The sequence below is a fragment of the Paenibacillus wynnii genome (genome assembly GCF_000757885.1).
GTDB lineage: Bacteria > Bacillota > Bacilli > Paenibacillales > Paenibacillaceae > Paenibacillus_AQ > Paenibacillus_AQ wynnii.
Genome location: NZ_JQCR01000003.1, coordinates 1376855 through 1400324 on the forward strand (window position 1 = coordinate 1376855; position 23470 = coordinate 1400324).

Below are 23470 nucleotides of genomic sequence, written 5' to 3' on the forward strand. Positions count from 1 at the left end.
TCGCGTTCTTTATGATGTTTTGCTTGTCCTATAACCTTAATTTAGCAATAAAATTAAAAATTAAGATGTTAAATTTATCACATTAATCATGATAAAAATCACACAAGGAGGATGTCCCGAAAGCCATGGCCTACTGGTGCGGAATCAAGTGTATTCTTACATTTGAATAGCTGGAATCGGCCTACTAGGGCTGAATCAAGTGTATTTTTACATTTGAATCGCAGGAATCGGCCTACTAGCGCTGAATCAAGTGTATTTTTACATTTGAATCGCAGGAATCGGCCTACTAGAGCGGGGAACTGATCGGCTGCAAGCTAGAAAGCAATAAATGCTTTAAGCCACCTTCACTGTTTTGCGGAACGGAATACTGGCAGAGTCCAGCCACTAAGACCCAAAAAAGCAGAGCAACGACTCTCTAGTAACGAGAGAATCGCTGCTCTGCTGTCTTTTTACGAGATTTTAAAATAAAAGAAAAAATTTACTCCGAATCTGAATCCGGATGCATATGCTCCGCAATCAATTCCTGCTTGCGAGTCCATACCTGCTGACTTAAATTCACTCTGAACACCTCAGGGTTTAGCTTACGCAAGTATTCAGGCCAGAACAGATCAAGCTGTTCCTGATGGTAGCGCCGAATTTCATTCAGATCCGGTAACGTATAGGTACGGAACCCGTTCACATAAATGGGCTCCAGCATCGGCAAGGCGTCGTAACGGTCTACATGCTTTTGCATATAGGGGTGAAGTGGATTGAACAACTTCAGTTTTTTGCCGCTACGAGGGGCCTCTTCTTCCGGGAAGCTGATATAATCAGCCAAAGCCTTGCCGTTGGTGCCTATAATACGGAATACATCCTTTTTGCCCGGGGTGGATACCTTTTCGGGGTTTGAGGAGATTTTGATCGTAGGTACCATTTCACCAGTGGCAGACTCAATCTCCACCAGTTTATAAACACCCCCAAGGGAGGGTTGATCAGACGCTGTAATCAGCTGTGTTCCCACGCCCCACGTATCGATAGCCGCACCTTGTGACTTTAAGTTCATGATTGTATTTTCGTCCAGATCATTGGAGGCAACAATCTTGACATACTGCAAACCCGCCGCGTCCAGCATCTTGCGCGCCTGTATGGATAAATAAGCAAGGTCACCGCTATCCAGACGAATTCCATTCATCTGTTTGCCCTCTGCTTCCATCTTCTTGGCGGTACGAATGGCGTTAGGTACACCGCTCCGCAGCGTATCAAAGGTATCGACCAATAGAGTCACACCGTCCGGCATCACCTTAGCATAGGCATCAAAAGCCTCCTGCTCGCTGGCAAAGCTCTGTACCCAGGAATGGGCATGTGTCCCTTTCGTAGGAATACCGAATAATTTACCGGCCAGCATGTTAGATGTCGCATCAAAACCTCCGATATAAGCCGCCCGTGCACCCCAGACCGCCGCATCCGCCTCCTGTGCCCGCCGCGTACCGAACTCCAAGAGGATATCGTTACCTGCTACTTGCTTGATTCTGGAGGCCTTTGTCGCAATCAGCGTCTGGAAATTCATAAAGTTCAGAATAGCCGTCTCTACGAGCTGCGCTTCCATGATGGTTCCTTCAACGCGCACTAACGGTTCATCTGGGAATACTAAGGCGCCCTCTTTCATGGAATGGATACTGCCTTGGAAATGAAACTGCAGCAATTCTTCCAAGAAGGCCGGTGAATAATTCTCCTCCTGCTCCGATAAATAACGAATATCCTCCTCGGAAAAACGCAGGCTCTCAATATAACCGGCAATTCGCTCCAGACCTGCAAATACGGCAAAACCATTTCCGAAAGGCAGCTTCCGGAAATAGGCTTCAAATACGGCCTTACGTCTATGACTTCCATTGACCCAGTGAGCATACATCATGTTGATTTGATATTTATCTGTATGTAAAGCAAGCTCCCTCTTCAAGTCCTCATCTCCTGTCAAGCTGTATCTGTAAGCACTGGCGTGCCTCTTATTGTCCCTTCACAACCTTTGCACCCAAGCTGCCTTGAAAATGTCCAAGCGCCCAGATGTGTCCTTCAGGGTTAAAGCTGGCCACGGCATCTTCATGCACGAATATCGTAAAGCCTCTATTATAAGCATCCACCGCAGTATGCAGCACACATATATCTGTGCATACACCAATCAGATGAACTTCCGTGATTCCGCGTTCCCGCAACTTCAACTCCAGATCCGTTCCGGAAAAAGCGCTGTAACGGGTTTTATCCATCCAATATATAGCCTCGTAGTTATTTTCATATATAGCGTTAAGTTGTCCGTATAGCTCCCGTCCCTCGGTGCCCCGCAGGTTATGGGGTGGAAACAGCTTACTTTCGGGGTGATACTCATCATTCTTCTCATGAAGATCCACTGCCATAACCACATAATCCTCATTATCTACAAATTGCTTCGTCAATTGACAGACTTTGGATTCAATATCGATTCCCGGTTGACCCACCGGCAGACTGCCTACTACAAAATCATTCGTATAATCAATTACGATCAAGGCTCTCATAAGAATATGACCTCCTCGGTTAAGGCTAAGTATATATTGACAAAAGCGGCTCGTGATCGGTGAACATATACAGTTGCGCCGGGCGTTGCGAGTACTGATTGGAGCTGAGTGTATTTCCCGCCTCATCCCGCACATCCTGCAAAATACCTTGGCGACTGCGAGTCGAAGTGATTTTACGAATAAAATTGGGCTCCTTAAACTCTGGAACTACCGTCTGGATGACTTGATATAACTCACTTAAAGTAAAATGATTCGGTAGGAATTGTCTGGCGATTGTTGTCTGCAGCATTTGCTGTTGAATACGTAGATACGCATCTCTGATAATCTTATGATGGTCAAAAGCGAGTTCAAGCTCTTCCAATGCTTCCTGCAGGGTGAAAAGGCCGACCTCACCTGCATCATCCGAAGCCTGTCTGTGCTCCAGCATCCACTCCTCCACCAAGGCGAAAAAAGCATGGCTGATGATCCATCCACGCGGATCACGTCCCGGCGTACTGTAGACACCAAGATACTCCAGATGCCCGCCATCTACACCCGTTTCCTCTTTGAGCTCCCGAGTGGCTGCATCATAAATAGACTCATCCTCCTGGCAAAAGCCGCCCGGCAGAGCCCACATGCCTGCATAAGGCCACTTTTTACGTCGGATCAGCATTACTTTTAGTTCGCGCAGTGGAAGTGTCTTGGTCACTGTTTTCCGCTCACGTTTCGTCAATGTAAACATCACAATGTCAGCCGGTACACCATCCGGTGTGCGGTACTTTTTGACGTTATAGTTTTGTTCCTCGTTGTCGCTCACTCTTAATCCATCCTTTGCCGCAGCTATAATTTGCTATTGTACCTTTTAATGTACCAAACCTGAACTTCTAAAATCAACATTCTTTCACAACAAGAAGAAACGGTTTCGCCGTCCTAATAGAGAAGGCACCCGTTTCTCCGAGAAATATAAGGATATAGTATAATGTGGAACTTATTCTATATTTAAATAAAGGGCGGATGAATATCCGCCCTTGGCTTATACGGTTAATCTCCGCATGTGGAAGGAGGTGCTTCTGTACCGGCCTCTACATTGATTTTTTCGGAGACGGTATCTCGGATCACGGAAATTACAAGCTGCAGCAGATAATTGATATCTGTCTGACTTTGCTGAAACTCATTCACGACAGGAATTCCATCGATCTCATCTTGCAGCTCTTCGATTTCACGCTCAATCTTAGCTACCATATCTTTATTCTTAAAGCTCTCGAAAGCAACAATCTCTTTCTGCTTCTTCTTAATCGTTGCTATAAGTCCCTGTACCCGTTCATGCGCCAGGATTTTCTGTTCGGCCTGTTGGAAGTGCCTTACTTCATCACTGGTTGAAATGAGAGAGGCGAGTTCTTTGGCTTTTCCTATAATGTCATCGCGCACGATTAAATCACGGCTGTTGTAGGTCGGCATTCCGTATTTGTTCAAACGTCCTTCTTCCATTGCCACTTGAATCTCCCCATTCTATATGATTTAAACGACTACAGCAGCTTCCTTGACGTAATCACCTTTGATATACCATGTTTTGGTGTCTGTAATTCTAACGTGAACAAAGGTGCCAATGAGCTCCTTCGAACCTTCAAAATGAACCAGCTTGTTGCTGCTGGAACGTCCAGAAAGCATTTCTGTGTTATTCTTACTTTCGCCTTCTACCAACACTTCTACTACTTCACCTAACATACGGTCATTACTAATACGGCTGTTCTCTTTAATGAGATCATTCAAACGTTGCAGTCGCGCGCTCTTGACCTCCATCGGCACATTGTCCTCCATGCTTGCGGCTGGTGTGCCTTCACGAGGAGAATATATGAATGTATAGGCCATATCAAAGCCTACTTCTCGAACCAAGGACAACGTATCTTCGAACTGCTCCTCAGTTTCACCGGGGAACCCGACAATAATATCAGTGGTTAGGACCGGATTCTTCACAACTGCCTTAATTTTGTCCACAAGCTCCAAATAGCGCTCACGCGTATATTTTCGACTCATCTTCTTAAGTACTTCAGTGCTGCCTGATTGTACTGGTAAATGGATATGCTCTGACAGATTGCCGCCCTTAGCCAGTACTTCGATCAAACGGTCGTCAAAATCACGCGGATGGGAGGTCATGAAACGAATACGGGGAATATCAATTAACCTCATATCATCCATTAAATCCCCGAAGGTATAGTTAATGTCCGTAAAATCCTTGCCATAGGCGTTCACATTCTGTCCAAGCAGCGTCACTTCCTTGAAGCCCTGCCGTGCTAGGTCACGCACCTCTGCAATAACATCCTCCGGTCGACGGCTTCTCTCCTTGCCTCGGGTGAAGGGTACAATGCAATACGTACAGAATTTATCACAGCCGTACATAATATTAACCCAAGCACGCATTCCCTCACGCTTTTTAGGCAGGTTCTCTATAATGTCGCCTTCCTTAGACCAAACCTCTATGACAAGTTCCTTACTGAACATGGCTTCCTTAATTAAGTGAGGCAGACGGTGAATATTGTGCGTACCGAATATCATATCGACGAAACTGTGCTTCGACATGATCCGGTTCACAACCCCTTCTTCCTGAGACATACAACCGCAGATTCCCAGTAGAAGTCCCGGCTTCTCAATCTTCAGATGCTTCAAGTGACCCAATTCCCCAAACACCTTATCCTCTGCATTCTCCCGAATGGCACAGGTATTCAGCAAAATAATATCGGCCTCATTACGATCATCCACGCTGCGATATCCCATTTGTTCGAGCATACCCTTCATAGTTTCCGTGTCATGCTCATTCATTTGGCAACCGTAGGTGGTGATATGGTAGAACTTATCCACTCCAAAGCTCATCATATCCTCTGGAATGACAAAATCATAATGAACTTCTATGTCTTCCTTGCCGCGCCGTTTACCATCTTTATAGTCCGGCTGGCTATTAATTTGAACATTTCTACCTTTAATACGGTAAGTGGTTTTGCCTTCTTCTTCGGAAATCACTTTGGCATCCGAAAAATCGAAATACTTGGCATAATTTTTCGCACCCTTGCCGGATTTTAAGTCCGGTGAGTTGTTGTTCCCCTTAGTCATGCTGTACACATCCTTTATGATAAAGCTTTTATATTATTTTTAGATACTGCTAATTTAAAATTATAGCATAACTGGCCTGAACCTATCCATTGCAAACCAACACAAATGACCTGAAGAGGCCACTTTTTTCAAAGCATCCATCTTGCAGGTCATTGTTCGTTCGTAAATAATATGATTAGAAACCTTTAAAACAAAGTTTTAGTCGCTGCTGGGGTAAAAGGAATGATCTCATCCGTTCTACCGCTTTGCACTTTAGCCGGCCAGGCCGGGTCAACGATGAGCGCTCTGCCTACGGCAACAAGATCAAATTCCTCTTTCTCCAGCTTTTCCAGCAAACGCCCGATATTATCCTCATCATTCTTCTCGGCTTCTCCTCCGACAAAATCACTGTTCAGACCCACCGAACCCACTGTAATACTTGGTTTGCCGGTTATTTTTTGGGTCCAGCCCGCTAGGTTCAGCTCGGAGCCTTCGAATTCAGGCAGCCAGAAGCGGCGAGTCGAGCAATGAAAGATATCAACCCCTGCTTCGCTGAGCGGAGCCAGGAACTGAGCCAACTCTTCAGGACTCTTCGCGAGCTTACCGTTATAATCCCCCGATTTCCACTGCGAGAACCGAAGTACTATCGGAAATTCAGGTCCGACCGCGCGGCGGCACGCCTCAATAATCTCCACAGCAAAAGTAGTACGTGCTACGAAATCTCCACCGTAACGATCCGTGCGTTTATTGGTTTTTTCCCAGAAAAACTGGTCGATAAGGTACCCATGGGCGCCATGCAACTCTATGCCATCAAACCCAATGCGCTTAGCATCAGCAGCAGCTTGGGCAAATGCTGCGACAATTCCGGCGATTTCAGTTTGTGTCATGGGCTCTGTAACGGGCTCACCAGAAAGGTTCAGACCGGAAGGTCCAATAGGGAGAGCTTCGGCATTGGGTAGATCGCCTTTTGAACGAGCCATACCGACATGCCACAGTTGCGGCATTATTTTACCTCCTGCAGCATGAACCTCAGTGACTACCTGCTCCCAACCCTTGAGCGATTCTTCCCCGTGAAAATTAGGTATATTAGGATGGCTTACCGCGGATGGATGGTTAATGGCCGTACCTTCTGTAATAATCAGCCCTACTCCACCCTCTGCACGGCGGCGGTAATAGGCTGCCACATCGCTACCGGGAATGCCATTCGGAGAAAATGCACGAGTCATCGGAGCCATAACGACGCGATTGGAAAGTTTAAGATTACCTGCTTCAAAAGGTTTAAATAATGAATCTGTTGTCATATGTAACCTCCGTTTAATTATTAAATTACTTTTTGTAAGCATTATTATGAGCCTTCTACTTCCAAATTGCAACTTTTAGGAAATAGATAAGAAATGTAAAAATTACGGTTGCGAATTTACTTCAATGACTATATAGTTTAGTTATTGAAATATTTTAGGAGGAAAACAGTGAACTCTTACGAGCAATTAATCATAGGTATCAAGCAGCTATACGAACTTTCATCCGAGGTCACCAAACCTACAGCGAAGGAGGATATTCCGGATAATTATGTGTTTTTGCTCTTTATGATTTACCGTAAAGGGAAGGTGAAAACTACGGAAATCTCTGATTATTTCTCCATTACCCCCGGGGCAGCAACGGCAATAGCAGATAAGCTCGAAAGAATGGAATTGATTGCTCGGAACCGGGATCAGAAAGATCGCAGAATTATTCATATTGAACTGACCGAGAACGGTTTGAAGTATGTTGAACAAAGAAAGAAGGAGCATATCGCGTTATTCCAAGATATTTTGCAGGATTATAATCCAGAAGAATTAGAGACTGCCATCAAGACCTTGAATCGGCTATCTGAATCCATTGTCTCGTATCAGCAAAAAGGGGGATCATCTAAATGAGTATATTAGTTACGGGTTTTACCGGAAACACCGGCCAAGAGGTGGCCAAAAAGCTTGTTAATATAGGGGCGTCTATTGTATGTGCGGTACGAAACCCGGAAAAGGCAAGAAGTCTATTCGGCGCTGACTACAAATATGTAGAACTGGATTATACCCGCCACGAAACCTTTGATATAGCCTTGGAGGGAATCGAGCGAATCTTTCTAATGTTTCCGCCAGAAACGCAGTTTTCAGACTTCCATGCCTTTATCCGCAAAGCTAAAGAAAAGAATATCCGCCATATTGCGTACCTTTCGGTAAAGGACGTACAATTTATGCCTTTCATCCCACACTACAAAAATGAGAAAGAAATTATCAAATGCGGCATACCGTATACTTTTCTACGAGCCGGTTATTTTATGCAGAACCTGAACTTGTTTCTATTAGATGAGATTCTCCAGAACGATCGTATTTATGTACCTGCCGGCAAAGGGAAAACCAGCTTCACAGACGTGAGAGATATTGCTGAGATTGCAGCCCGCTCTCTAACGGAGGAAGACAATCATTTCGGTAAAAAGTATCCGATCACCGGAATTCAGGCCATTGACTTCTACGAGGTTGCCCGATTGATGACTTCAGAGTTAGGACGTCCCATCCAGTATAGCAATCCTACTGCCAAAGAGTTCAAAGCTTATATGCTGGCAAAAGGACTGGATTCCAAATACATAAATGTAGTTACCATGCTTCATATGGTCACCAAAATCGGGCTGGCAAAAGGCATAACCGATATTTATCATCAAGTCACAAATGAGCAACCGACAGGAATTATAACTTACATTAATGATTATAGGGACACCTTCATGAAATGACACCTCGAAATCAGTATTAAAGGCTGGGAATCGCCTTATTTATGAAGGTAGAATACTTCTTTTAAATCAAAAGATACCGGACTGTTGTCAGCATTAGTCTCCATGATGTCTTTCATATAACTCCACCATTTCCGGCATATTTCCGTATCTGCTGTTTTAGCCCAGAGCTCTTCATCGGCAATCTCCAAATAAGCAAATAAAGTATGGGTAGCCTCATCCAGAAAAATAGAGTAGGTGTGCATGCCGTGCTCTATCAGCATCTCTTCCATCTCAGGCCAAAGCTCATCATGGCGTTTGCGGTATTCCTCATGGCAGCCCTCAAATACTTTCATCGTTACGGCTTTACGGATCATTGTCATTCTCCTTTGATTTGGGATTCTATAAAAATCATATAAGGAGTCAGCCGTAACTACGGTGAATATTTGGACTTTCGGCCGCTGTTGTCTCCAGATTTCTTGGATTATACCGCTGTTCACGGATGAAATCCGGAGACAAAGGCGGACTCTATCGCTCCTACAGCTCCAAACTTCCCCTTCGTTACTCTGCCTATAATGTTATTTACTAGTCCATCTTATATAGCCGTGCTTATATAATAATATTAAAAACCGGGCACTGCAGTACAAACTGCCAGTGCCCGGCATGTACCGAGAATTTTATAAAGATAAGATAAGTGCTGCTAAACCTCCAAAATCCCAGCCTTAGGCGTTACATTAAACGCTTTTGCCAAATCACTCAACTGTTGGTCTGTGATTCTTTGTTTGATTTCCTTGCCGGCTACCAAATTGTAGACAATTGCAGCTTTTTCCACAGTCTCAATCAGGCCAAAGGTGGAATCCATTGTCGACCCTGTGCCAAAAATACCGTGATGCGGCCAAATTACAATGCGGTGATCCTTCATTTTATTAGCCGTTTTACGTCCGATTTCGCTGCTGCCTGGAACGATCCATGGAATTACACTCACTCCATCCGGGAAAACAACGATGCATTCCGTACACATTTCCCATAATGTTTTGGTGAATTTTAGCTCATCTAGGTCGTGCGTAAAGGTCATCGCAATCACATTCGTAGCATGGGTGTGAAGTACGATACGGTGAGTAGGATCAACCTTTAGACGCTCAATATGACTCATAAAATGCGACGCAAGCTCACTTGTAGGCACGGCTCCGTTCCGTAAGCCCCACAGGACTTCAACACTATCGCCATTGCCGCTAACACGCAATACACCTAGATTAGCTTCAGGGTCTTTAATAACATTGCGGAAATACTTTCCTGATCCTGTAACAATGAAGTATTTACCTGCCAATTCTGTTACCGGAAAGTTCAGATTAATCGTGCGAAGCGGCTTCAAAACATTGATATACTTGGCCACTTCCTCTTCATCCAATAGGTAACTGATGTTTCCACCGTTCAGCTCATCCCAACCCTGCATCCACATATGGTGGGTAATTTCCGACATTTCCTTAATAAAAGGGGCCTCAACACTGGAAATATATCCAGCAGATTCAATCATTTTTGTAGCCATTGTTTTTTTCTCTCCTTTATATATGTTAATACATGATGGTTATTCAGTTGTTATCTTTTTAAAAGCACTTCTTGCTCATAGGCTTTCACTTCTGCCAGCCATTGCTCCCGCACTGGTGTTCCTTGCGATGCGCAGTAATAATCCCATACGGCACCGAACGGATATGACTTAAATTCTTCTACAAGGGCTAAGCGGGAGGTATAATCGCCCTCTTGTTCAATTCTCTTCAATTCTTCGATAGGCTCCAGCATTGCACGCAGCAGTGCTTTGATAGTGTTGCGCGTACCAATAACCCATGCGGCAATGTGATTGATACTTCCGTCAAAGAAGTCCAAACCAATATTTGTCCGGGGCAGCAGGTCACCGCGCACCAGTTCACGAGCAATATCCATTAGCTCATCATCCATAGTTACGACATGGTCACTATCCCAACGCACCGGTCTACTCACATGCAGCAGCAGTTGCTCACTGAACATCAGGATGGAGGATAGTTTATTCGAGATGACTTCTGTCGGGTGGAAGTGTCCGGCGTCGAGACAGATTGCTTTGCCTCGGGTTAGTCCGTAGCCCATATAGAATTCGTGGGAACCTACGACATAACTCTCAGATCCTATACCGAACAATTTGCTCTCTACGGCGTCTATGTTGTATTGAGGATCTATTTCCTCACTAAATATCTCATCCAAAGACTCCTTCAAACGGACTCTAGGTGAAAGGCGGTCAACCGGAGTGTCCTTGTAACCATCCGGAACCCAGAAATTAGTTACACAGGGCTGTCCCAGCTCCCGTCCGAAGTGCTCGGCAATTTTGCGGGAAGCCTTGCAGTGAGTAATCCAAAAGCGGCGGATCTCCTCGTCGGAATGACTTAAGGTAAAACCGTCAGCAGCTTTAGGATGAGAGAAGCAAGTAGGATTGAAGTCGAGTCCCAACCCTTGATCCTTGGCCCAATCCACCCAACCTTGAAAATGCTTAGGCTCCAATTCATCTAAATCTACTTTCTCATCAGTATCAGCATAGATCGCATGAAGATTCACTTTGTGTTTGCCTGGAATCAGCGACAAGGCTTTTTCTAGGTCTTTGCGGAGTTCATCCGGCGTGCCGGCGCGCCCCGGATAACTACCGGTAACGGCAATACCTCCGCTGAGCTCTTTATCCTTGAATAAGAATCCGCGAACATCGTCTCCCTGCCAGCAGTGCAGCGAGATTTTGATTTGGGACAGTTTTTCGAGTACTTCATCCACATTAATTCCATGCGCAGCATAGAGTTTTTTGGCTTCGTTATAAGTGTTGGTAACGGTCTGATCCATGGATTAAATCCTCCTAATGCTTAATTAATTTTCTCGTGTTGAAACGAAATGGAGATGATTCCATCTGGAGATGATTTCATTCAGCTGCGGAAGCGGCTGAGGATGGTAGGATTTGATCTCAGTAGAATTCTTGATTAGTTTTCTTGCTTCCGCAATATCCGGAATATCCCCTGCTCTAATAAGCTGAACCGCCAGGTTACCCAGCGCGGTAGATTCTGTAGGTCCGGCGAGTACCTCTCTACCAATTACATCTGCTGTCAGCTGGCACAGCAGTACGTTGTTGGCACCGCCGCCGCCAATCTGAAGAACTTCAACCGCTCTGCCAGTCAATATTTCCAACTCATTCAGATAAGTAAGATAGGATAATGCGAGACTGTCAAAGATACAACGGGCCAGTTGACCGGTTGTTTCAGGCACCGGTTCTCCGCTTTCCATACAGGCCTTACGGATTTCCTGAATCATGTTGTCCGGATTCAGGAATCTGGGGTCATTGCACGGAATCAGGCTGCGGAAGGCTTCCGTTTCTTCAGCCAGCTTAGCCAGCTCCGCGAAGCTGTGACGGTTGTCTTCCAACCTGCGGACTTCCTGTATGAGCCATAAGCCCATAATATTTTTCAGGAACCGGTAAGTCCCGAAAGCGCCCCACTCATTGGTATAGTTGGCTTCCATCGCTTGTTGGTTGTTAATCGGCTCACTTAGCTCCATGCCAAGCAGTGACCAAGTTCCGCTGCTGATGTAGGCTGAAGTGCGGTCAGTGCTAAGTGGAATTCCTAGTACGGCCGATGCTGTGTCATGTGTTGCAGCACAGATGAGCAGACACTCCGGAAGATCATACTGCTGCACAAGAGATTCGCTAACGTAGCCAATGACTTCTCCCGGTTCTGTCAGTTCAGCGAACTGTTCTCTTCTTATATGAAGGAAATTCAGCAGATCTGTGTCATATTCACGGGTTGCAAGGTTCAAGAGCTGGGTTGTGGAAGCATTGGTGACCTCGTTAATCTTACGTCCGCTTAGTCTGTAATAGAGGTAATCCGGCACAAGCAGAATTTGATCCGCCTGAGCCAGTTCCTCCTTATCATGCGCATACAGCTGATATAACGTATTAAAGGTGAGCTGCTGTATGCCCGTCTTCTGATAAACGACTGCAGGAGAAATGTGCTTAGCAACCTCTTCCATGACATGATCCGTACGCCGGTCGCGGTAAGCATACACGTCCTGAAGGCGATTCCCTTCCGCATTCAGCAGTACATAATCCACGGCCCATGTATCAATGCCGAGCGTACATTTGGTTATCCCTCTGGCACGGGCCTTCTGCAGGCCGGCTATGATCTGATCAAACAGATAATCAATATCCCAGAAGCACGAACCGTCTCGTTCCGTAAAGCCATTGCTAAACCGGTGAATTTCTTCCATAGAGAGAACGCCATCCATTACTGTTCCAAGTAGAAGCCGTCCACTGGAGGCGCCAATATCGACGGCGATATGATTGGTCATAGGAAGTCTCCTTAATGAATGACTTTTAGAGTATTTTTTTGAACATGGCGATGACTTCTTCTTTCGTAGGGATAAAAGGGTTCCCCGGAGCGCAGGCATCTTTCATAGAATTCTCTGCAAGCAGGTCCAGATCAACCTCATCTACACCGAGTTCCGATAGCTTGGAAGGTATGTCCACTTCAGCCGACAGCTTCTTGAGCGATTCAACTACATAGTCGGCACATCCCTTATCACTTTTTCCATTAACGTCAAAACCTATGACCTTCGCAATAGATCTGAATTTCTCAGGCACATATTTGGCGTTCTCTTCTTCCACGATCGGCAGCAGCATTGCATTGCATACGCCGTGCGGAAGATCATACACTCCGCCAAGCTGATGGGCCATAGCATGAACATAACCAAGTCCCGCATTATTAAAGGCTAAACCACCGAGGAAAATCGCATAGACCATTTGCTCACGCGCCTCAATATCATGGCCATTCTTCACCGTGCGAGCCAGATTATTAAAGATAAGCTCAACTGCTGCCAACGCCGTAGCATCGGTTACAGGATAAGCGCCCGGAGTCACCAATGCTTCAATCGCATGGGTCAATGCATCCATACCCGTTGCAGCTGTAAGTGCAGCCGGTTTATCGACCATCAGCTCGGGATCATTTACAGAGAGAGTTGCGATACTATTTTTATCAACCATAACCATTTTCACTTTGCGTTCTTCATCTGTAATAACATAGTTGATTGTCATTGTCACTTCACTTGAAGTTCCTGCAGTCGTGTTAACCGCTACAATCGGCAATGACTTATTCTTGGATTTGTGAACGCCTTCATACTTTACAATATGACCGCCGTTTGTAGCGATGATACCGATCGCTTTGGCTGTATCCTGTGGTGAACCTCCGCCGATAGAGATCAGATAGTCACATTCATGAGCCTTTAGAAATTCCACACCATCGTGTACATTTTTACAAGTTGGATTTGGTTTAATTTCATCATATACGACATATTCAATTCCAGCATCATCCAATACCGTCAGCAGTTTACCGGCTATACCGCTCTTCACCAAAAACTTATCCGTAACCACCAAAGCTTTCTTCAAATTCAACTCCTGGATATAAGGACCCAAATCCTTCAGGCAACCTTTACCCATAATGTTGATGGACGGCACATAGTACACACGAGTACTCATGAATAGACCAACCTCCTATTAATTTTTAAAAAGTATGTAGTCCATAACGATTCATCATCTGCTATATTTTCAATCTCATCGTAGCCCGATAAATCTGTATTGTCAACTAAAATAAATATAAATAATGTTGTTTTTGTTTGTTTACTGTTTGTTTTGAGAGGTTTATACTTAAATAAAAGCAGATTTACCTTTGTTTGTTGCAAAACACAGATTTCCATGGTTAGCTTAGTTAAAGAAGAATTCAAGTAGAAATCAAGAAGAATTCAGAAAAAATAAATCTTACATTATTAAGTATTCTATAGTCCCTCAGGAAAGGTGATCCTATGTTAGCTGGTGAAAGACGTAAAAAGATAATAGACCTCATACATCAGGACAAGCGTGTTCTGGTCTCAGATTTGAGTCGAATGTTCGAAGTGACGGAGGAAACGATCCGCAGGGATCTGGAGAAATTAGAGAAAGATGGCATCCTGAGCCGTACGTATGGCGGAGCGATGCTGAATCGTCATACCAATGAGGATTTACCTTTTGTAACACGCAATGCCCTCAATACGGATATCAAACGCAATATCGCGCTTAAGGCACTCGATCTAATCAACGACGGCGATACTCTAATGGTAGATCCAAGCTCCACCTCCTTCGAGTTCCTGAAGCTGGTGGGTAATAAAAACAACCTGACGATCATAACCAACTCCATTAATATTCTGCATGAGTTTGCGAATTCAACGATGAACATCATCTCCACAGGAGGCTCTCTCCGCTACCGTTCCTTATCTCTTGTAGGTCCTGTAGCTCATGACACTATTCAACGTTACAATGTGGACACGGCAGTGATTAGCTGCAAAGGTGTAGATGCGGAGAATGGCGTGACGGATTCCAATGAACCGGAGTGTGAGTTGAAGAAATATATGCTACGGCAGGCTAACAAGGTCATTTTACTCGCTGATCATACTAAGTTTGATAAAACAGCCTTCACCAAGCTGGTGGAGTTAAACCGAATTGACTATTTGATTACAGACCGCAAGCCTTCTGAGGCATGGCTGAAACGGTTAAATGAGGCTAATATCGAGGTAATGTACTAGAAAAGTTGGATGAATATACTATTGTGACCACTGCGGACTCCACACGGACCCCTCTATAGTGGGATTGCCGGATTTCACCTTCCTAATGTGGGACTTCGACACTCCTATGGTAGGATTACAGTTTACTTGCACTTTCTACAACTATATCGATTTCTTGAAGCATGCGGAGGATTTTAGTTGTAGTTTCTGCAATTAAAAACCACCAAAACCCGATTTGCAGTCCAAAAAAGTAATTATAGTTGCAGAAAATACAATTAAGCGATCAAAATTGACGTTACAAGCTGTTTTAATTGTACAAAGTGCAATTAAAGTTAGAGATTAAGTTAGTTTGAGTTAGTTTGAGTTAGTTTGAGTTGGAGTTGGAGTGAGTTGTTTTTGAGTTAGTTTGCGTTTCAATTAGAGTTGGTTGTGTATGCTTAGAATCGCTACATGTAACACTAAAGGCCGTCTCCCTTTTTTATGGGAAACGGCCTTTTTTTAAATGAATAAGAGATTTCCACCCTCAGATTAAACCCAAATGGATTCTCTGTATGAACCGGAGATCGGATATTACGATTCGGGCGTGGAATAAATCAGGGGAAGTTGAACCGATACGGTTGTTCCTTTCCCCAATGCGCTTGTAACTTCAATATGACCGTGATGTAGATCAACAACTCGCTTAACAATAGACAACCCTATACCACTGCCGCCAACTTCTCGGCTTCTGGCTTTATCCACTTTGTAAAAAGGCTTGAATATATTCCTGATCTCCTCTTCAGGCATTCCCACCCCGTTGTCCGCAATCTGAATACTCACTCGATCTCCCTCTTCGATGGCTGTAATCGAGATTAACCCGTCCTCACCCGTAAATTTGATGCTGTTGCTTAAGATGTTGCTCCAGATCTGACTTAGTCGATCCTCATCGGCTACGATGGTTATGGAGGGCAGTTCAAGCTCAAGATTAACTTTTTTTGCTGACCACTGCGGTTCCAGAGCAATCACAATTTTTCGAAGCTGCTCATCCAAAGAAAAGCTCTCCGGCACTAGTTGAAGATGCTCGTATTCAAGCGTAGACAATTGTAGTAAATTACCGCATAACCTGGAGAGACGGTCACTCTCTTCCTCAATAATATTCAATAATCGCATCCGACTGGCCTCGTCCATATCTTTACGCTTTAAGGCTTGGGTGAACCCTTTGATCGAGGTTAGTGGAGACTGAAATTCATGGGAGACGTCAGAGACGAACTGCTTGCGGATTCCCTCAAGCGTCCCTAACTCCTGAGCCATAACATTGAAGCTTCTTGTCAGTTGCCCAATTTCATCATTTCGTTTCGTGTGCAGGCTGACGCTGAAATCTCCCTTTGCCATTCTACGTGTCGCCCGCGTCAATTGTTGTAAGGGAAGTACGATATATCTTGCTGCAAAAAGAATTAAAATGCTTCCGCAGCCCAGCACGATCAGTAATTGGGACTTCATGAAATTTGCAACCTTATTTAGTAATTTACTAATTTCAGGCGATATAAAAAGCGCTCTAGGTGACCCGTCAATCGAAAACGGAATGCCCACCGTCAACCCTTCCTTTCTACCTCCTTTGTTCAGATCGCTGCGGAATACCTCTCCCTTCAGGACGGGTTGAAGATTTGCTTCATCCTTACTTGCTTGATCACCGATTTCATTGCTGCTTGTATACAGTTGTTTACCTTCATTGTCATACATCCGCACTGAATATAGCGGCAGGGAAGTAACCCCCTTCATCAAGGCGTCGAGATTTTCACCTTTTTCCTCTTGATACGACTTGATAATAATTTTGCCGCTCTGAATCATATCGTCCTGAACCATAGTCTTTACTTGCCCTATGTATAGACTATTGATGAGCAGTGAACCAATGATTCCACTGATAACAATAGCTCCTAGGAAAGTTAGGACCACTCGAACATACAGCGATTTAATCACGGTGAACCTCCAACCGGTAGCCCATCCCTCTGAGTGTAACTATTTTGAAATCATCGCTATACTTCTGGAACCGTTCCCGCAGTCGTTTGATATGGGTATCCACTGTTCGCTCATCTCCGTCATATTCATAACCCCAGATCTCGCGAATCAACATGTCCCTTGTAAAGATTTGACCGGGATAGCTTGCCAGCTTGCACAGCAGTTCAAATTCCTTAAGCGGGAGTGTTGCCGACACGCCTGAATCTGTAAAAAGGACCTGATAGTTCTTTTTGTCCAGTGTCACATCCCCCAGCTTAATGGTGTGTGAGGTCGAGATACCGTAACGCTTTAGCAGCGCCTTTACCCGCATGACCAGTTCCATCGGATCAAATGGCTTCACCAGATAATCATCCGTCCCCAGCCGAAAACCTTTGATTTTGTCCGCAGGCTCACCTTTTGCTGTGATCATCAGTATGGGCTTATCCCCTGATTCCCGGAGTCTCCTACATAGCTCCCAGCCATCCATTCCCGGCATCATGATATCGATAATAGCCAGATCCACCGGATTATTCTCGTAGTACTCCCAAGCCTCCGTACCGTTACTTTTCTCTATAATTTCCATGCCCTCGTCTTCCAAAAACAACCTCACCAGCTCACGAATATGAGCTTCATCATCTACAACCAATATCGTTGTCATCCATACCGCCTCACTTCATTGTCTAAATTACTTAGGATCTGTTCATTATATTCTCTCCATTTGAACTCCACGTGAACTGAATATTACAATTGTACCATTAACATTACCTCTGAAAGATAGTTGCCTTTGGACGCGAGCATTCCGCCTAATCAGGTCCGCCTTACCAACCCCAAAAATCCGCCGGCAAAGTGAATAAACAACTTTTAAAAAAACAAAAGGTCTGCCTCCGAAGATAACTTCAGAGACAGACCTTTATAAATAGTTCTCATGTGCAGCTAGTGTTATCTGCTTGCTTTGCTTTCTTTCTTGAACCACTCGGACTTAGGCTTCCGAGGCGGATTAGCCTTTGCTTTAGTCTGGAGACTAGGCTTAGGTTGCTCAGATCTTGCACTAGCTGGTCTTGAGCCTGCTGGTTTTGTGCTTGCAGCAGCTTTGGAGCTTGCAGGTCTTGATGAGCTTGCAGGTCTTGAACCCGAAGGTCTTGAGCTTGCCGGCTTTGAGTTGGATGACTTCGACGGTTGTCCGGACTTAAAGGATTGAGGAATTCTCTTCATCGGATAAGGATGATCCTTTACTTCAGGAATCGTCTTACCGATTAATTTCTCAATATCCTTAAGGAATGGAAGCTCGTCTACTTCACAAAAAGAGATCGCCGTTCCGCTAAGCCCTGCTCTACCGGTACGTCCAATGCGGTGAACATAGGTTTCAGGAATATTAGGCAGGTTGAAGTTGATAACGTGTGAAAGCTCATCAATATCGATCCCTCTAGCCGCGATATCCGTTGCTACCAATACCCGTGTTGCTCCGCTTTTGAAATTTCTCAAAGCATTCTGGCGGTCATTTTGAGATTTATTCCCATGAATAGCTTGCGCTGAAACATTAATTTTAGCCAGATCTTTAGTTACACGGTCCGCTCCACGTTTGGTACGGGTAAACACCAGAGCCGATACTATGGATTTATCCTCCAAAAGAAGATTTAATTGATTTTGCTTGTTGCCCATTTCTAACAAATAAATGGATTGCTCTATCCGATCCACTGTAGAGGATACAGGAGTAATCTCTACTTTCACTGGATTAACCAGCAAAGATTTAACCATTTTATCTATTTCCGGCGGCATCGTTGCCGAGAAGAACAGTGTTTGTTTTTTAACTGGCATCTTAGTGATGATTCTCTTCACATCATGAATAAAGCCCATATCAAGCATTCTGTCGGCTTCATCCAGCACTAAGATTTTGACAAACTGCAAATCCACACGTTTTTGGTTCATTAGATCCAGAAGTCGACCTGGAGTGGCAATCAGAATATCTGCGCCTTGATGCAAAGCACGCTCCTGCGCTTTCTGAGACACACCGCCAACGATAGCCGTACAACGAATACTCGTGAATTGGCTGTACGCTTTAATATTTTCATCAATCTGGAGAGCAAGCTCTCTTGTAGGTGTTAGTATCAAAGAGCGAATCCGGCGGCCTGCGCTGACGCTGCTCGTCTGTTCGCTTAAGAGCTGAATAATCGGCAGTGAAAATGCAGCCGTTTTACCTGTTCCAGTCTGAGCACAGCCCAGCAAATCTCTGCCATCCAGTACTGCAGGGATTGATTGCTCTTGGATAGGTGTCGGTGAAGTATAGCCCTCTTTGCTTAAAGCTTTTAAAATCGGGGGTATAATGTTTAATTCTTTAAATGTCATTTTGTCTCCTTAATTATAAACACATATATTATTAATCATCGAACTTTTATGTCATAACGAATAATGATAACATAAATAATTAGAAAATAGAAGAAAAATGTTGTTTAAACCCAGGGAAATTATTTCATGCACTAACGTAAACTAACAACATAATTAATCACGATAACTTTTAATAACCATAAAGGCCTGTATACATCTTCCGATTGCTGTCACATAATTTTTTTGTTATTAGAATAATATCGTTATACAAAAACATTTTTTATTGTGTTATGTTGGATATATATGGATAAAGGGGGGTGAAAGTACGCACAGCTAGGCGTCAACCCAATTCCCTGAAGGAGGAACTATTCATGAAATCAGGTAAACGTACTTCGTTCCGAATCATTAGTCTTTTGGCTTTATCCTGTGTTCTTCTCCTCTCCCTCTCTTTTCCTCAGAAGCAAGTGGCAGCAGCAGGCACCTCGGTTAAGGGCTTCTATGTAAGCGGTTCCACCCTGTATGATGCAACTGGCAGCCCTTTTGTTATGAGAGGCATTAATCATGCACATACCTGGTACAAAAACGACTTGGCAACGGCCATTCCGGCAATTGCAGCAACCGGCTCCAATGTAGTACGTATCGCACTTTCCAGTGGAAGTAAATGGTCCATTGACAGCATGGCAGATGTGCAGAAAATTCTCGCCCTTTGCGACCAATACAAACTGATTGCCATGCTAGAGGTGCATGATGCAACGGGATCAGATAATACTTCTGACCTGAACGCCGCTGTGAACTATTGGATCAGCATTAAGGATGCCCTAATTGGTAAAGAGGATCGGGTCATCGTCAACATCGCAAATGAATGGTTCGGTTCATGGAGCACTGCAACCTGGGCCAGTGGTTACCAATCCGCCATTTCTTCCCTCAGGGATGCAGGAATCAAAAACACACTAGTTGTTGATTCCGCCGGCTGGGGACAATATCCAACCTCCGTTTTTACAAGCGGCAACGCAGTCTTCAATTCCGACCCACTTCATAATACGATATTCTCCATTCATATGTATGAATATGCCGGTGGAACAGCGGCAACGGTAAAGAGCAATATCGACAGCGCCTTGGCCATTGGTGTACCGGTCATTATTGGCGAATTCGGTTACAAGCATACAGGCGGAGATGTCGACGAAGCTACCATTATGAGCTACTCGCAGCAAAAAGGAGTAGGTTGGCTCGCCTGGTCCTGGTATGGAAACGGCGGCGGTGTCGAATATCTCGATTTGGCCAACGGACCGGCGGGCAGCCTCTCGGAATGGGGCAAATCAGTTGTGAATGGCTCATATGGTACAATGGCAACCTCTGTACTCAACAAAATCTATACTACTACCGGTTATGTTCCTGTTCCGGACAACGGTGCTAATCCTTCTCCTACAGCAACCCCAACACCCACAGCAACCCCAACACCTACGGCAACGGTTGCGCCAACTGCGACACCATCGACAGCTCCCGGCAATCTTATGCTTTATTACCGTGCCGGGGAAACGAATGTGACTGACAACCAGATCAAACCCCATTTCAATATCAAGAATAACGGCACCTCCGCCGTGAACTTAAGCGGGTTGAAAATACGATACTACTTCACTAAAGAAGGATCACCATCGCTTAATTGCGCCATTGATTGGGCACAACTCGGTGCAGTCAACCTTACGACTTCGTTTGGCAGCTTAAACACTACCAACACTGATTCCTACCTTGAAATCGCCTTTACGTCAGGAGCGGGCAGCATCCCGGCCGGCGGGCAAACTGGTGATATCCAACTACTCATTTACAAAAGCGACTGGAGTAATTTTAATGAAGCGAATGATTATTCCTTTGATGCAACCAAAAATGCTTTTAGCTCCTGGAATCATGTAACACTGTTCCAAAACGGCAGCTTGGTATCGGGTATAGAGCCTTAAGCACGAAAGATGACCGTCTCCGTCCTATCGCCAATTTGAATGGGTGGAAGCATTTCCTGTTATACTCAAGTAGTTAACTCATGAAAAAGGCTGTCCAATCCGCAAGGTGATATGCGAAATGGACAGCTTTTTAATGTATCATTATAAACTCCTGAAAATATAGCTTACATTCGGATATTTATTCCTCTTGGGCTTGCAGTAACGCAGCCCCTTCCAGCAGCATAAGTCCGCTGAGCTGGACACTTAATTGCACAGGAAGCTGCTGCGGTTCCTTCTCCCATGATGGGCCGCATAGACCTAGCTGCTTATTAAGGTCCACCTCCCAAAGTCGCTGAGCATTAATCATGATCACCTCGCGCACCCGTACATTCTCGGGAACATGCCGATACAGTTGCACCAAATATCGGATCAGGATTCCTTTGAATAAACCGGTGTCGTCAATACCTTCTTCAGGAAGCATCAGTGTACCCGGATCACAAAGTCGATCTATACAGACTTTGGTGGTTCGGAGTGCATCTTCCATGTACTCGCGGTTACCCGTATTCAGGTAGAGCTCCAATCCGGCACCCAAAAACACGCCTTGGCAATAAGTGAATTCCCAGTCGTAATCAATTCGTCCATCGCCGAGTCTATTTATTCCGTCCCATACAAAACCATTGGCAGGATCAACCAAGTTGGTTTTATTCCAATCGTAAATGCGTATCGCCCAATCTAAGTATTCCTCTTCCTGAAGAATTCCATATAACCGAGCGGCAAGGATAGCAGCGGGTGCGTTTGCCGGAGTGTTTTTATAATCGAGCTGATCCTTCTTCCACGCCATCCCGCCCCCGAAGTTGTCATTCCAGGCCGTTACGATGTCAGCCCACAATTCTAGCACAGCTCTCATATATTCATCATTGTCTGTAGCTACATAAGCTCGCAGCAGCGCAAGCGCTGTCCACTCCATGTCGTCATAATAATTATGGGAGAACGTCCCTCCGTTATAGACCCGAAGATTGCGGCTGAGTTCCTGAATTCTCAGAGCATATACCGAATTACCGGTTCGCTCATAAGCATCGACCAAAGTATCAATGACATGGGCCTGCCACCAGTAATAGAAGTTATCTTCAGCTTGGTTGTTCTCCCGAGGGTACCATTGATTCATAATACCTGTTGACAGGTTATAAAAATTCTCATGCAAGCATTGATGGAACCATTCTGCCCGCTCACTCCAGCTTTTCATTTCGAATGTCTTCATAGTATCAGTCAGAATAATTACCTCCCTTCACCCAAGCTTAGCCATCACCTCCAGCAGCTTAATGCCGCTTAATTGGGAACTTAAGGATACGACACCTATTGGACTCTCGGTCCAACGGGTTCCGAACAGCGCCTCATCCGCGGACTTCCCTTTTTCCCAGAGAAGATCGGCATTATTACGAAGGAATGAAGCAGCCTCAGTTGCTGAGGGATCAACTCTCACTAACTCACCAATATAACGAATAAGAATCCCTTTAAAAAGTCCTCCATCTCCATTACCTTCATCCGGCAAAACACCCGTACGGGTGTCAGCCAACTCTTTTACAGCCGCAGTAAATGTCCGTCCGGCATCTTCCAGATACATCGGATCCTTCGTAATTTGATACAGCTCAACAGCTGCTCCGATAAACACCCCTTGGTTATAAGTGTATTTCCAGTCCTTATCGATAGAGCCATCTCCGGTACGGTTCATTCCATCCCATACAAATCCAGTCTCGGCGTCCACTAGATGTACCTTTAACCAAGTGTAAATTTGAAGGGCCCACTTTAGATCCTCAGGGTTCCCAAACGCCAGATACAGACGGGCTGCCAAAATAACAGCCGGAGCATTAGCGGGTGTATTCTTATAATCCAGTTGAGACTTTTGCCACGCGATTCCTCCGCCCATATGTGTATTCCAGCCGGTCTGGATATCCTTCCATAGAACAAGCGCCGTTTCTTTATAGACTTCCTCTTTCGTTGCCTGATGCGCACGAAGCCATGCAAGAGCCATCCATTCCATGTCATCATACAGTTCGTTCGGCCACACGCCCCCATTTCGTTGAAGGAGGCCTTTGTGAAGGGTACCTAGACGTGTTGCATAACGATCATCCCCCGTACGCAGCAAGCCGTCCACAAGAACATCTACCGCATGAGCCATCCACCAATAATGAAAGATCGTATTGCACTCTCCGTTTGGACAAGGAGTTTCGATGTTATACATCTCCAGAGACTCATTCCAAAATAAAGCGTCTAACGCTTCCTGGGCTTGGTCTGCCCTTTCCTCCCAAATACCAAGCTTATATGGGTTCATA

Annotated in this window: 20 protein-coding genes; 4 read left to right on the forward strand and 16 right to left on the reverse strand. The window is 44.9% G+C overall.

Features of this window, described 5'->3' with window-relative positions; translation table 11 throughout:
• Positions 1-478: 478 nt before the first annotated feature.
• The 6 genes from PWYN_RS21695 to PWYN_RS21720 form a co-directional block, all read right to left on the reverse strand.
• Positions 479-1936, reverse strand: a complete 1458-nt coding sequence (locus tag PWYN_RS21695) for a nicotinate phosphoribosyltransferase (protein WP_036656191.1) — start codon at positions 1934-1936, stop codon at positions 479-481.
• A 46-nt stretch (positions 1937-1982) separates the two neighbouring features.
• Positions 1983-2525, reverse strand: coding sequence for a cysteine hydrolase family protein (locus PWYN_RS21700; protein WP_036656193.1), 543 nt, complete (start codon positions 2523-2525; stop codon positions 1983-1985).
• 25 nt (positions 2526-2550) lie between these two features.
• Positions 2551-3321 (reverse strand): NUDIX domain-containing protein, encoded by a 771-nt coding sequence (locus PWYN_RS21705; protein ID WP_157261237.1) that lies wholly within the window; start codon positions 3319-3321, stop codon positions 2551-2553.
• Positions 3322-3545: 224 nt separating this feature from the next.
• Positions 3546-3992: a YlbF/YmcA family competence regulator gene (locus PWYN_RS21710; protein ID WP_420805823.1), complete on the reverse strand. Its 447-nt coding sequence runs from the start codon at positions 3990-3992 to the stop codon at positions 3546-3548.
• Positions 3993-4022: 30 nt separating this feature from the next.
• On the reverse strand, positions 4023-5609 hold the full coding sequence (gene miaB / locus PWYN_RS21715) for a tRNA (N6-isopentenyl adenosine(37)-C2)-methylthiotransferase MiaB (protein WP_036656199.1): 1587 nt from the start codon (positions 5607-5609) through the stop codon (positions 4023-4025).
• Positions 5610-5794: 185 nt separating this feature from the next.
• Complete coding sequence (locus PWYN_RS21720) at positions 5795-6889, reverse strand: NADH:flavin oxidoreductase (RefSeq protein ID WP_157261238.1); 1095 nt, start codon at positions 6887-6889, stop codon at positions 5795-5797.
• Between the two features lie 168 nt (positions 6890-7057).
• Here PWYN_RS21720 and PWYN_RS28310 point away from each other — a divergent pair, with 168 nt between their 5' ends.
• Together PWYN_RS28310 and PWYN_RS21730 are read left to right on the forward strand one after the other, a co-directional pair.
• The gene (locus PWYN_RS28310; RefSeq protein ID WP_052088270.1) at positions 7058-7504 is read left to right on the forward strand and encodes a MarR family winged helix-turn-helix transcriptional regulator; all 447 of its coding nucleotides are present in this window, start codon (positions 7058-7060) and stop codon (positions 7502-7504) included.
• Positions 7501-8352: an SDR family oxidoreductase gene (locus PWYN_RS21730; protein ID WP_036656204.1), complete on the forward strand. Its 852-nt coding sequence runs from the start codon at positions 7501-7503 to the stop codon at positions 8350-8352. The genes PWYN_RS28310 and PWYN_RS21730 overlap by 4 nt, the downstream gene beginning before the upstream one ends.
• 35 nt (positions 8353-8387) lie before the next feature.
• On the opposite strand, the gene rhaM is transcribed toward PWYN_RS21730, so the two are convergent.
• From rhaM to PWYN_RS21755, 5 genes are all read right to left on the reverse strand, one after another.
• Entirely contained in the window at positions 8388-8705 is a 318-nt protein-coding gene (rhaM, locus tag PWYN_RS21735) for an L-rhamnose mutarotase (protein WP_036656206.1), read from the reverse strand.
• 323 nt (positions 8706-9028) lie between these two features.
• Positions 9029-9874: a rhamnulose-1-phosphate aldolase gene (rhaD, locus tag PWYN_RS21740; RefSeq protein ID WP_052088272.1), complete on the reverse strand. Its 846-nt coding sequence runs from the start codon at positions 9872-9874 to the stop codon at positions 9029-9031.
• Positions 9875-9924: 50 nt separating this feature from the next.
• Positions 9925-11181 (reverse strand): L-rhamnose isomerase, encoded by a 1257-nt coding sequence (rhaA, locus tag PWYN_RS21745; RefSeq protein WP_036656209.1) that lies wholly within the window; start codon positions 11179-11181, stop codon positions 9925-9927.
• A 24-nt stretch (positions 11182-11205) separates the two neighbouring features.
• Positions 11206-12675 (reverse strand): rhamnulokinase, encoded by a 1470-nt coding sequence (gene rhaB / locus PWYN_RS21750; RefSeq protein WP_036656212.1) that lies wholly within the window; start codon positions 12673-12675, stop codon positions 11206-11208.
• A 25-nt stretch (positions 12676-12700) separates the two neighbouring features.
• Complete coding sequence (locus tag PWYN_RS21755) at positions 12701-13858, reverse strand: iron-containing alcohol dehydrogenase (RefSeq protein WP_036656215.1); 1158 nt, start codon at positions 13856-13858, stop codon at positions 12701-12703.
• A 323-nt stretch (positions 13859-14181) separates the two neighbouring features.
• Here PWYN_RS21755 and PWYN_RS21765 point away from each other — a divergent pair, with 323 nt between their 5' ends.
• Positions 14182-14937, forward strand: coding sequence for a DeoR/GlpR family DNA-binding transcription regulator (locus tag PWYN_RS21765; protein ID WP_036656221.1), 756 nt, complete (start codon positions 14182-14184; stop codon positions 14935-14937).
• 549 nt (positions 14938-15486) lie between these two features.
• Here the strand turns inward: PWYN_RS21765 and PWYN_RS21770 are convergent.
• The 3 genes from PWYN_RS21770 to PWYN_RS21780 all read right to left on the reverse strand — a co-directional run bounded on the left by PWYN_RS21770 (position 15487) and on the right by PWYN_RS21780 (position 19230).
• Positions 15487-16869, reverse strand: coding sequence for a sensor histidine kinase (locus PWYN_RS21770; RefSeq protein ID WP_036656224.1), 1383 nt, complete (start codon positions 16867-16869; stop codon positions 15487-15489).
• The gene (locus PWYN_RS21775; RefSeq protein ID WP_036656226.1) at positions 16862-17545 is read right to left on the reverse strand and encodes a response regulator transcription factor; all 684 of its coding nucleotides are present in this window, start codon (positions 17543-17545) and stop codon (positions 16862-16864) included. Before PWYN_RS21775 ends, PWYN_RS21770 begins: the two co-directional genes overlap by 8 nt.
• A gap of 281 nt (positions 17546-17826) precedes the next feature.
• Positions 17827-19230, reverse strand: coding sequence for a DEAD/DEAH box helicase (locus PWYN_RS21780; protein WP_036656228.1), 1404 nt, complete (start codon positions 19228-19230; stop codon positions 17827-17829).
• A gap of 350 nt (positions 19231-19580) precedes the next feature.
• Between PWYN_RS21780 and PWYN_RS21785 the strand changes: the two genes are divergently transcribed.
• Positions 19581-21161: a cellulase family glycosylhydrolase gene (locus tag PWYN_RS21785; RefSeq protein WP_052088274.1), complete on the forward strand. Its 1581-nt coding sequence runs from the start codon at positions 19581-19583 to the stop codon at positions 21159-21161.
• 178 nt (positions 21162-21339) lie between these two features.
• Here PWYN_RS21785 and PWYN_RS30125 read toward each other — a convergent pair whose 3' ends face one another.
• Positions 21340-22383, reverse strand: a complete 1044-nt coding sequence (locus PWYN_RS30125) for a glycoside hydrolase family 76 protein (protein ID WP_240479808.1) — start codon at positions 22381-22383, stop codon at positions 21340-21342.
• Positions 22384-22425: 42 nt separating this feature from the next.
• Positions 22426-23469, reverse strand: a complete 1044-nt coding sequence (locus PWYN_RS30130; RefSeq protein ID WP_036656233.1) for a glycoside hydrolase family 76 protein — start codon at positions 23467-23469, stop codon at positions 22426-22428.
• Between the last annotated feature and the right edge of the window lies 1 nt (position 23470).

Excerpts from the sequence above, each read along its gene's own strand:
- PWYN_RS21700 (WP_036656193.1), bottom strand. The coding sequence starts at position 2,525 with ATGAGAGCCTTGATCGTAATTGATTATACGAATGATTTTGTAGTAGGC.
- PWYN_RS21710 (WP_420805823.1), bottom strand. The coding sequence starts at position 3,992 with ATGGAAGAAGGACGTTTGAACAAATACGGAATGCCGACCTACAACAGC.
- miaB (WP_036656199.1), bottom strand. The coding sequence starts at position 5,609 with ATGACTAAGGGGAACAACAACTCACCGGACTTAAAATCCGGCAAGGGT.
- PWYN_RS21720 (WP_157261238.1), bottom strand. The coding sequence starts at position 6,889 with ATGACAACAGATTCATTATTTAAACCTTTTGAAGCAGGTAATCTTAAA.
- PWYN_RS21730 (WP_036656204.1), top strand. The coding sequence starts at position 7,501 with ATGAGTATATTAGTTACGGGTTTTACCGGAAACACCGGCCAAGAGGTG.
- rhaM (WP_036656206.1), bottom strand. The coding sequence starts at position 8,705 with ATGATCCGTAAAGCCGTAACGATGAAAGTATTTGAGGGCTGCCATGAG.
- rhaD (WP_052088272.1), bottom strand. The coding sequence starts at position 9,874 with ATGGCTACAAAAATGATTGAATCTGCTGGATATATTTCCAGTGTTGAG.
- rhaA (WP_036656209.1), bottom strand. The coding sequence starts at position 11,181 with ATGGATCAGACCGTTACCAACACTTATAACGAAGCCAAAAAACTCTAT.
- rhaB (WP_036656212.1), bottom strand. The coding sequence starts at position 12,675 with ATGACCAATCATATCGCCGTCGATATTGGCGCCTCCAGTGGACGGCTT.
- PWYN_RS21755 (WP_036656215.1), bottom strand. The coding sequence starts at position 13,858 with ATGAGTACTCGTGTGTACTATGTGCCGTCCATCAACATTATGGGTAAA.
- PWYN_RS21765 (WP_036656221.1), top strand. The coding sequence starts at position 14,182 with ATGTTAGCTGGTGAAAGACGTAAAAAGATAATAGACCTCATACATCAG.
- PWYN_RS21775 (WP_036656226.1), bottom strand. The coding sequence starts at position 17,545 with ATGACAACGATATTGGTTGTAGATGATGAAGCTCATATTCGTGAGCTG.
- PWYN_RS21780 (WP_036656228.1), bottom strand. The coding sequence starts at position 19,230 with ATGACATTTAAAGAATTAAACATTATACCCCCGATTTTAAAAGCTTTA.
- PWYN_RS21785 (WP_052088274.1), top strand. The coding sequence starts at position 19,581 with ATGAAATCAGGTAAACGTACTTCGTTCCGAATCATTAGTCTTTTGGCT.
- PWYN_RS30125 (WP_240479808.1), bottom strand. The coding sequence starts at position 22,383 with ATGAAAAGCTGGAGTGAGCGGGCAGAATGGTTCCATCAATGCTTGCAT.
- PWYN_RS30130 (WP_036656233.1), bottom strand. The coding sequence starts at position 23,469 with ATGAACCCATATAAGCTTGGTATTTGGGAGGAAAGGGCAGACCAAGCC.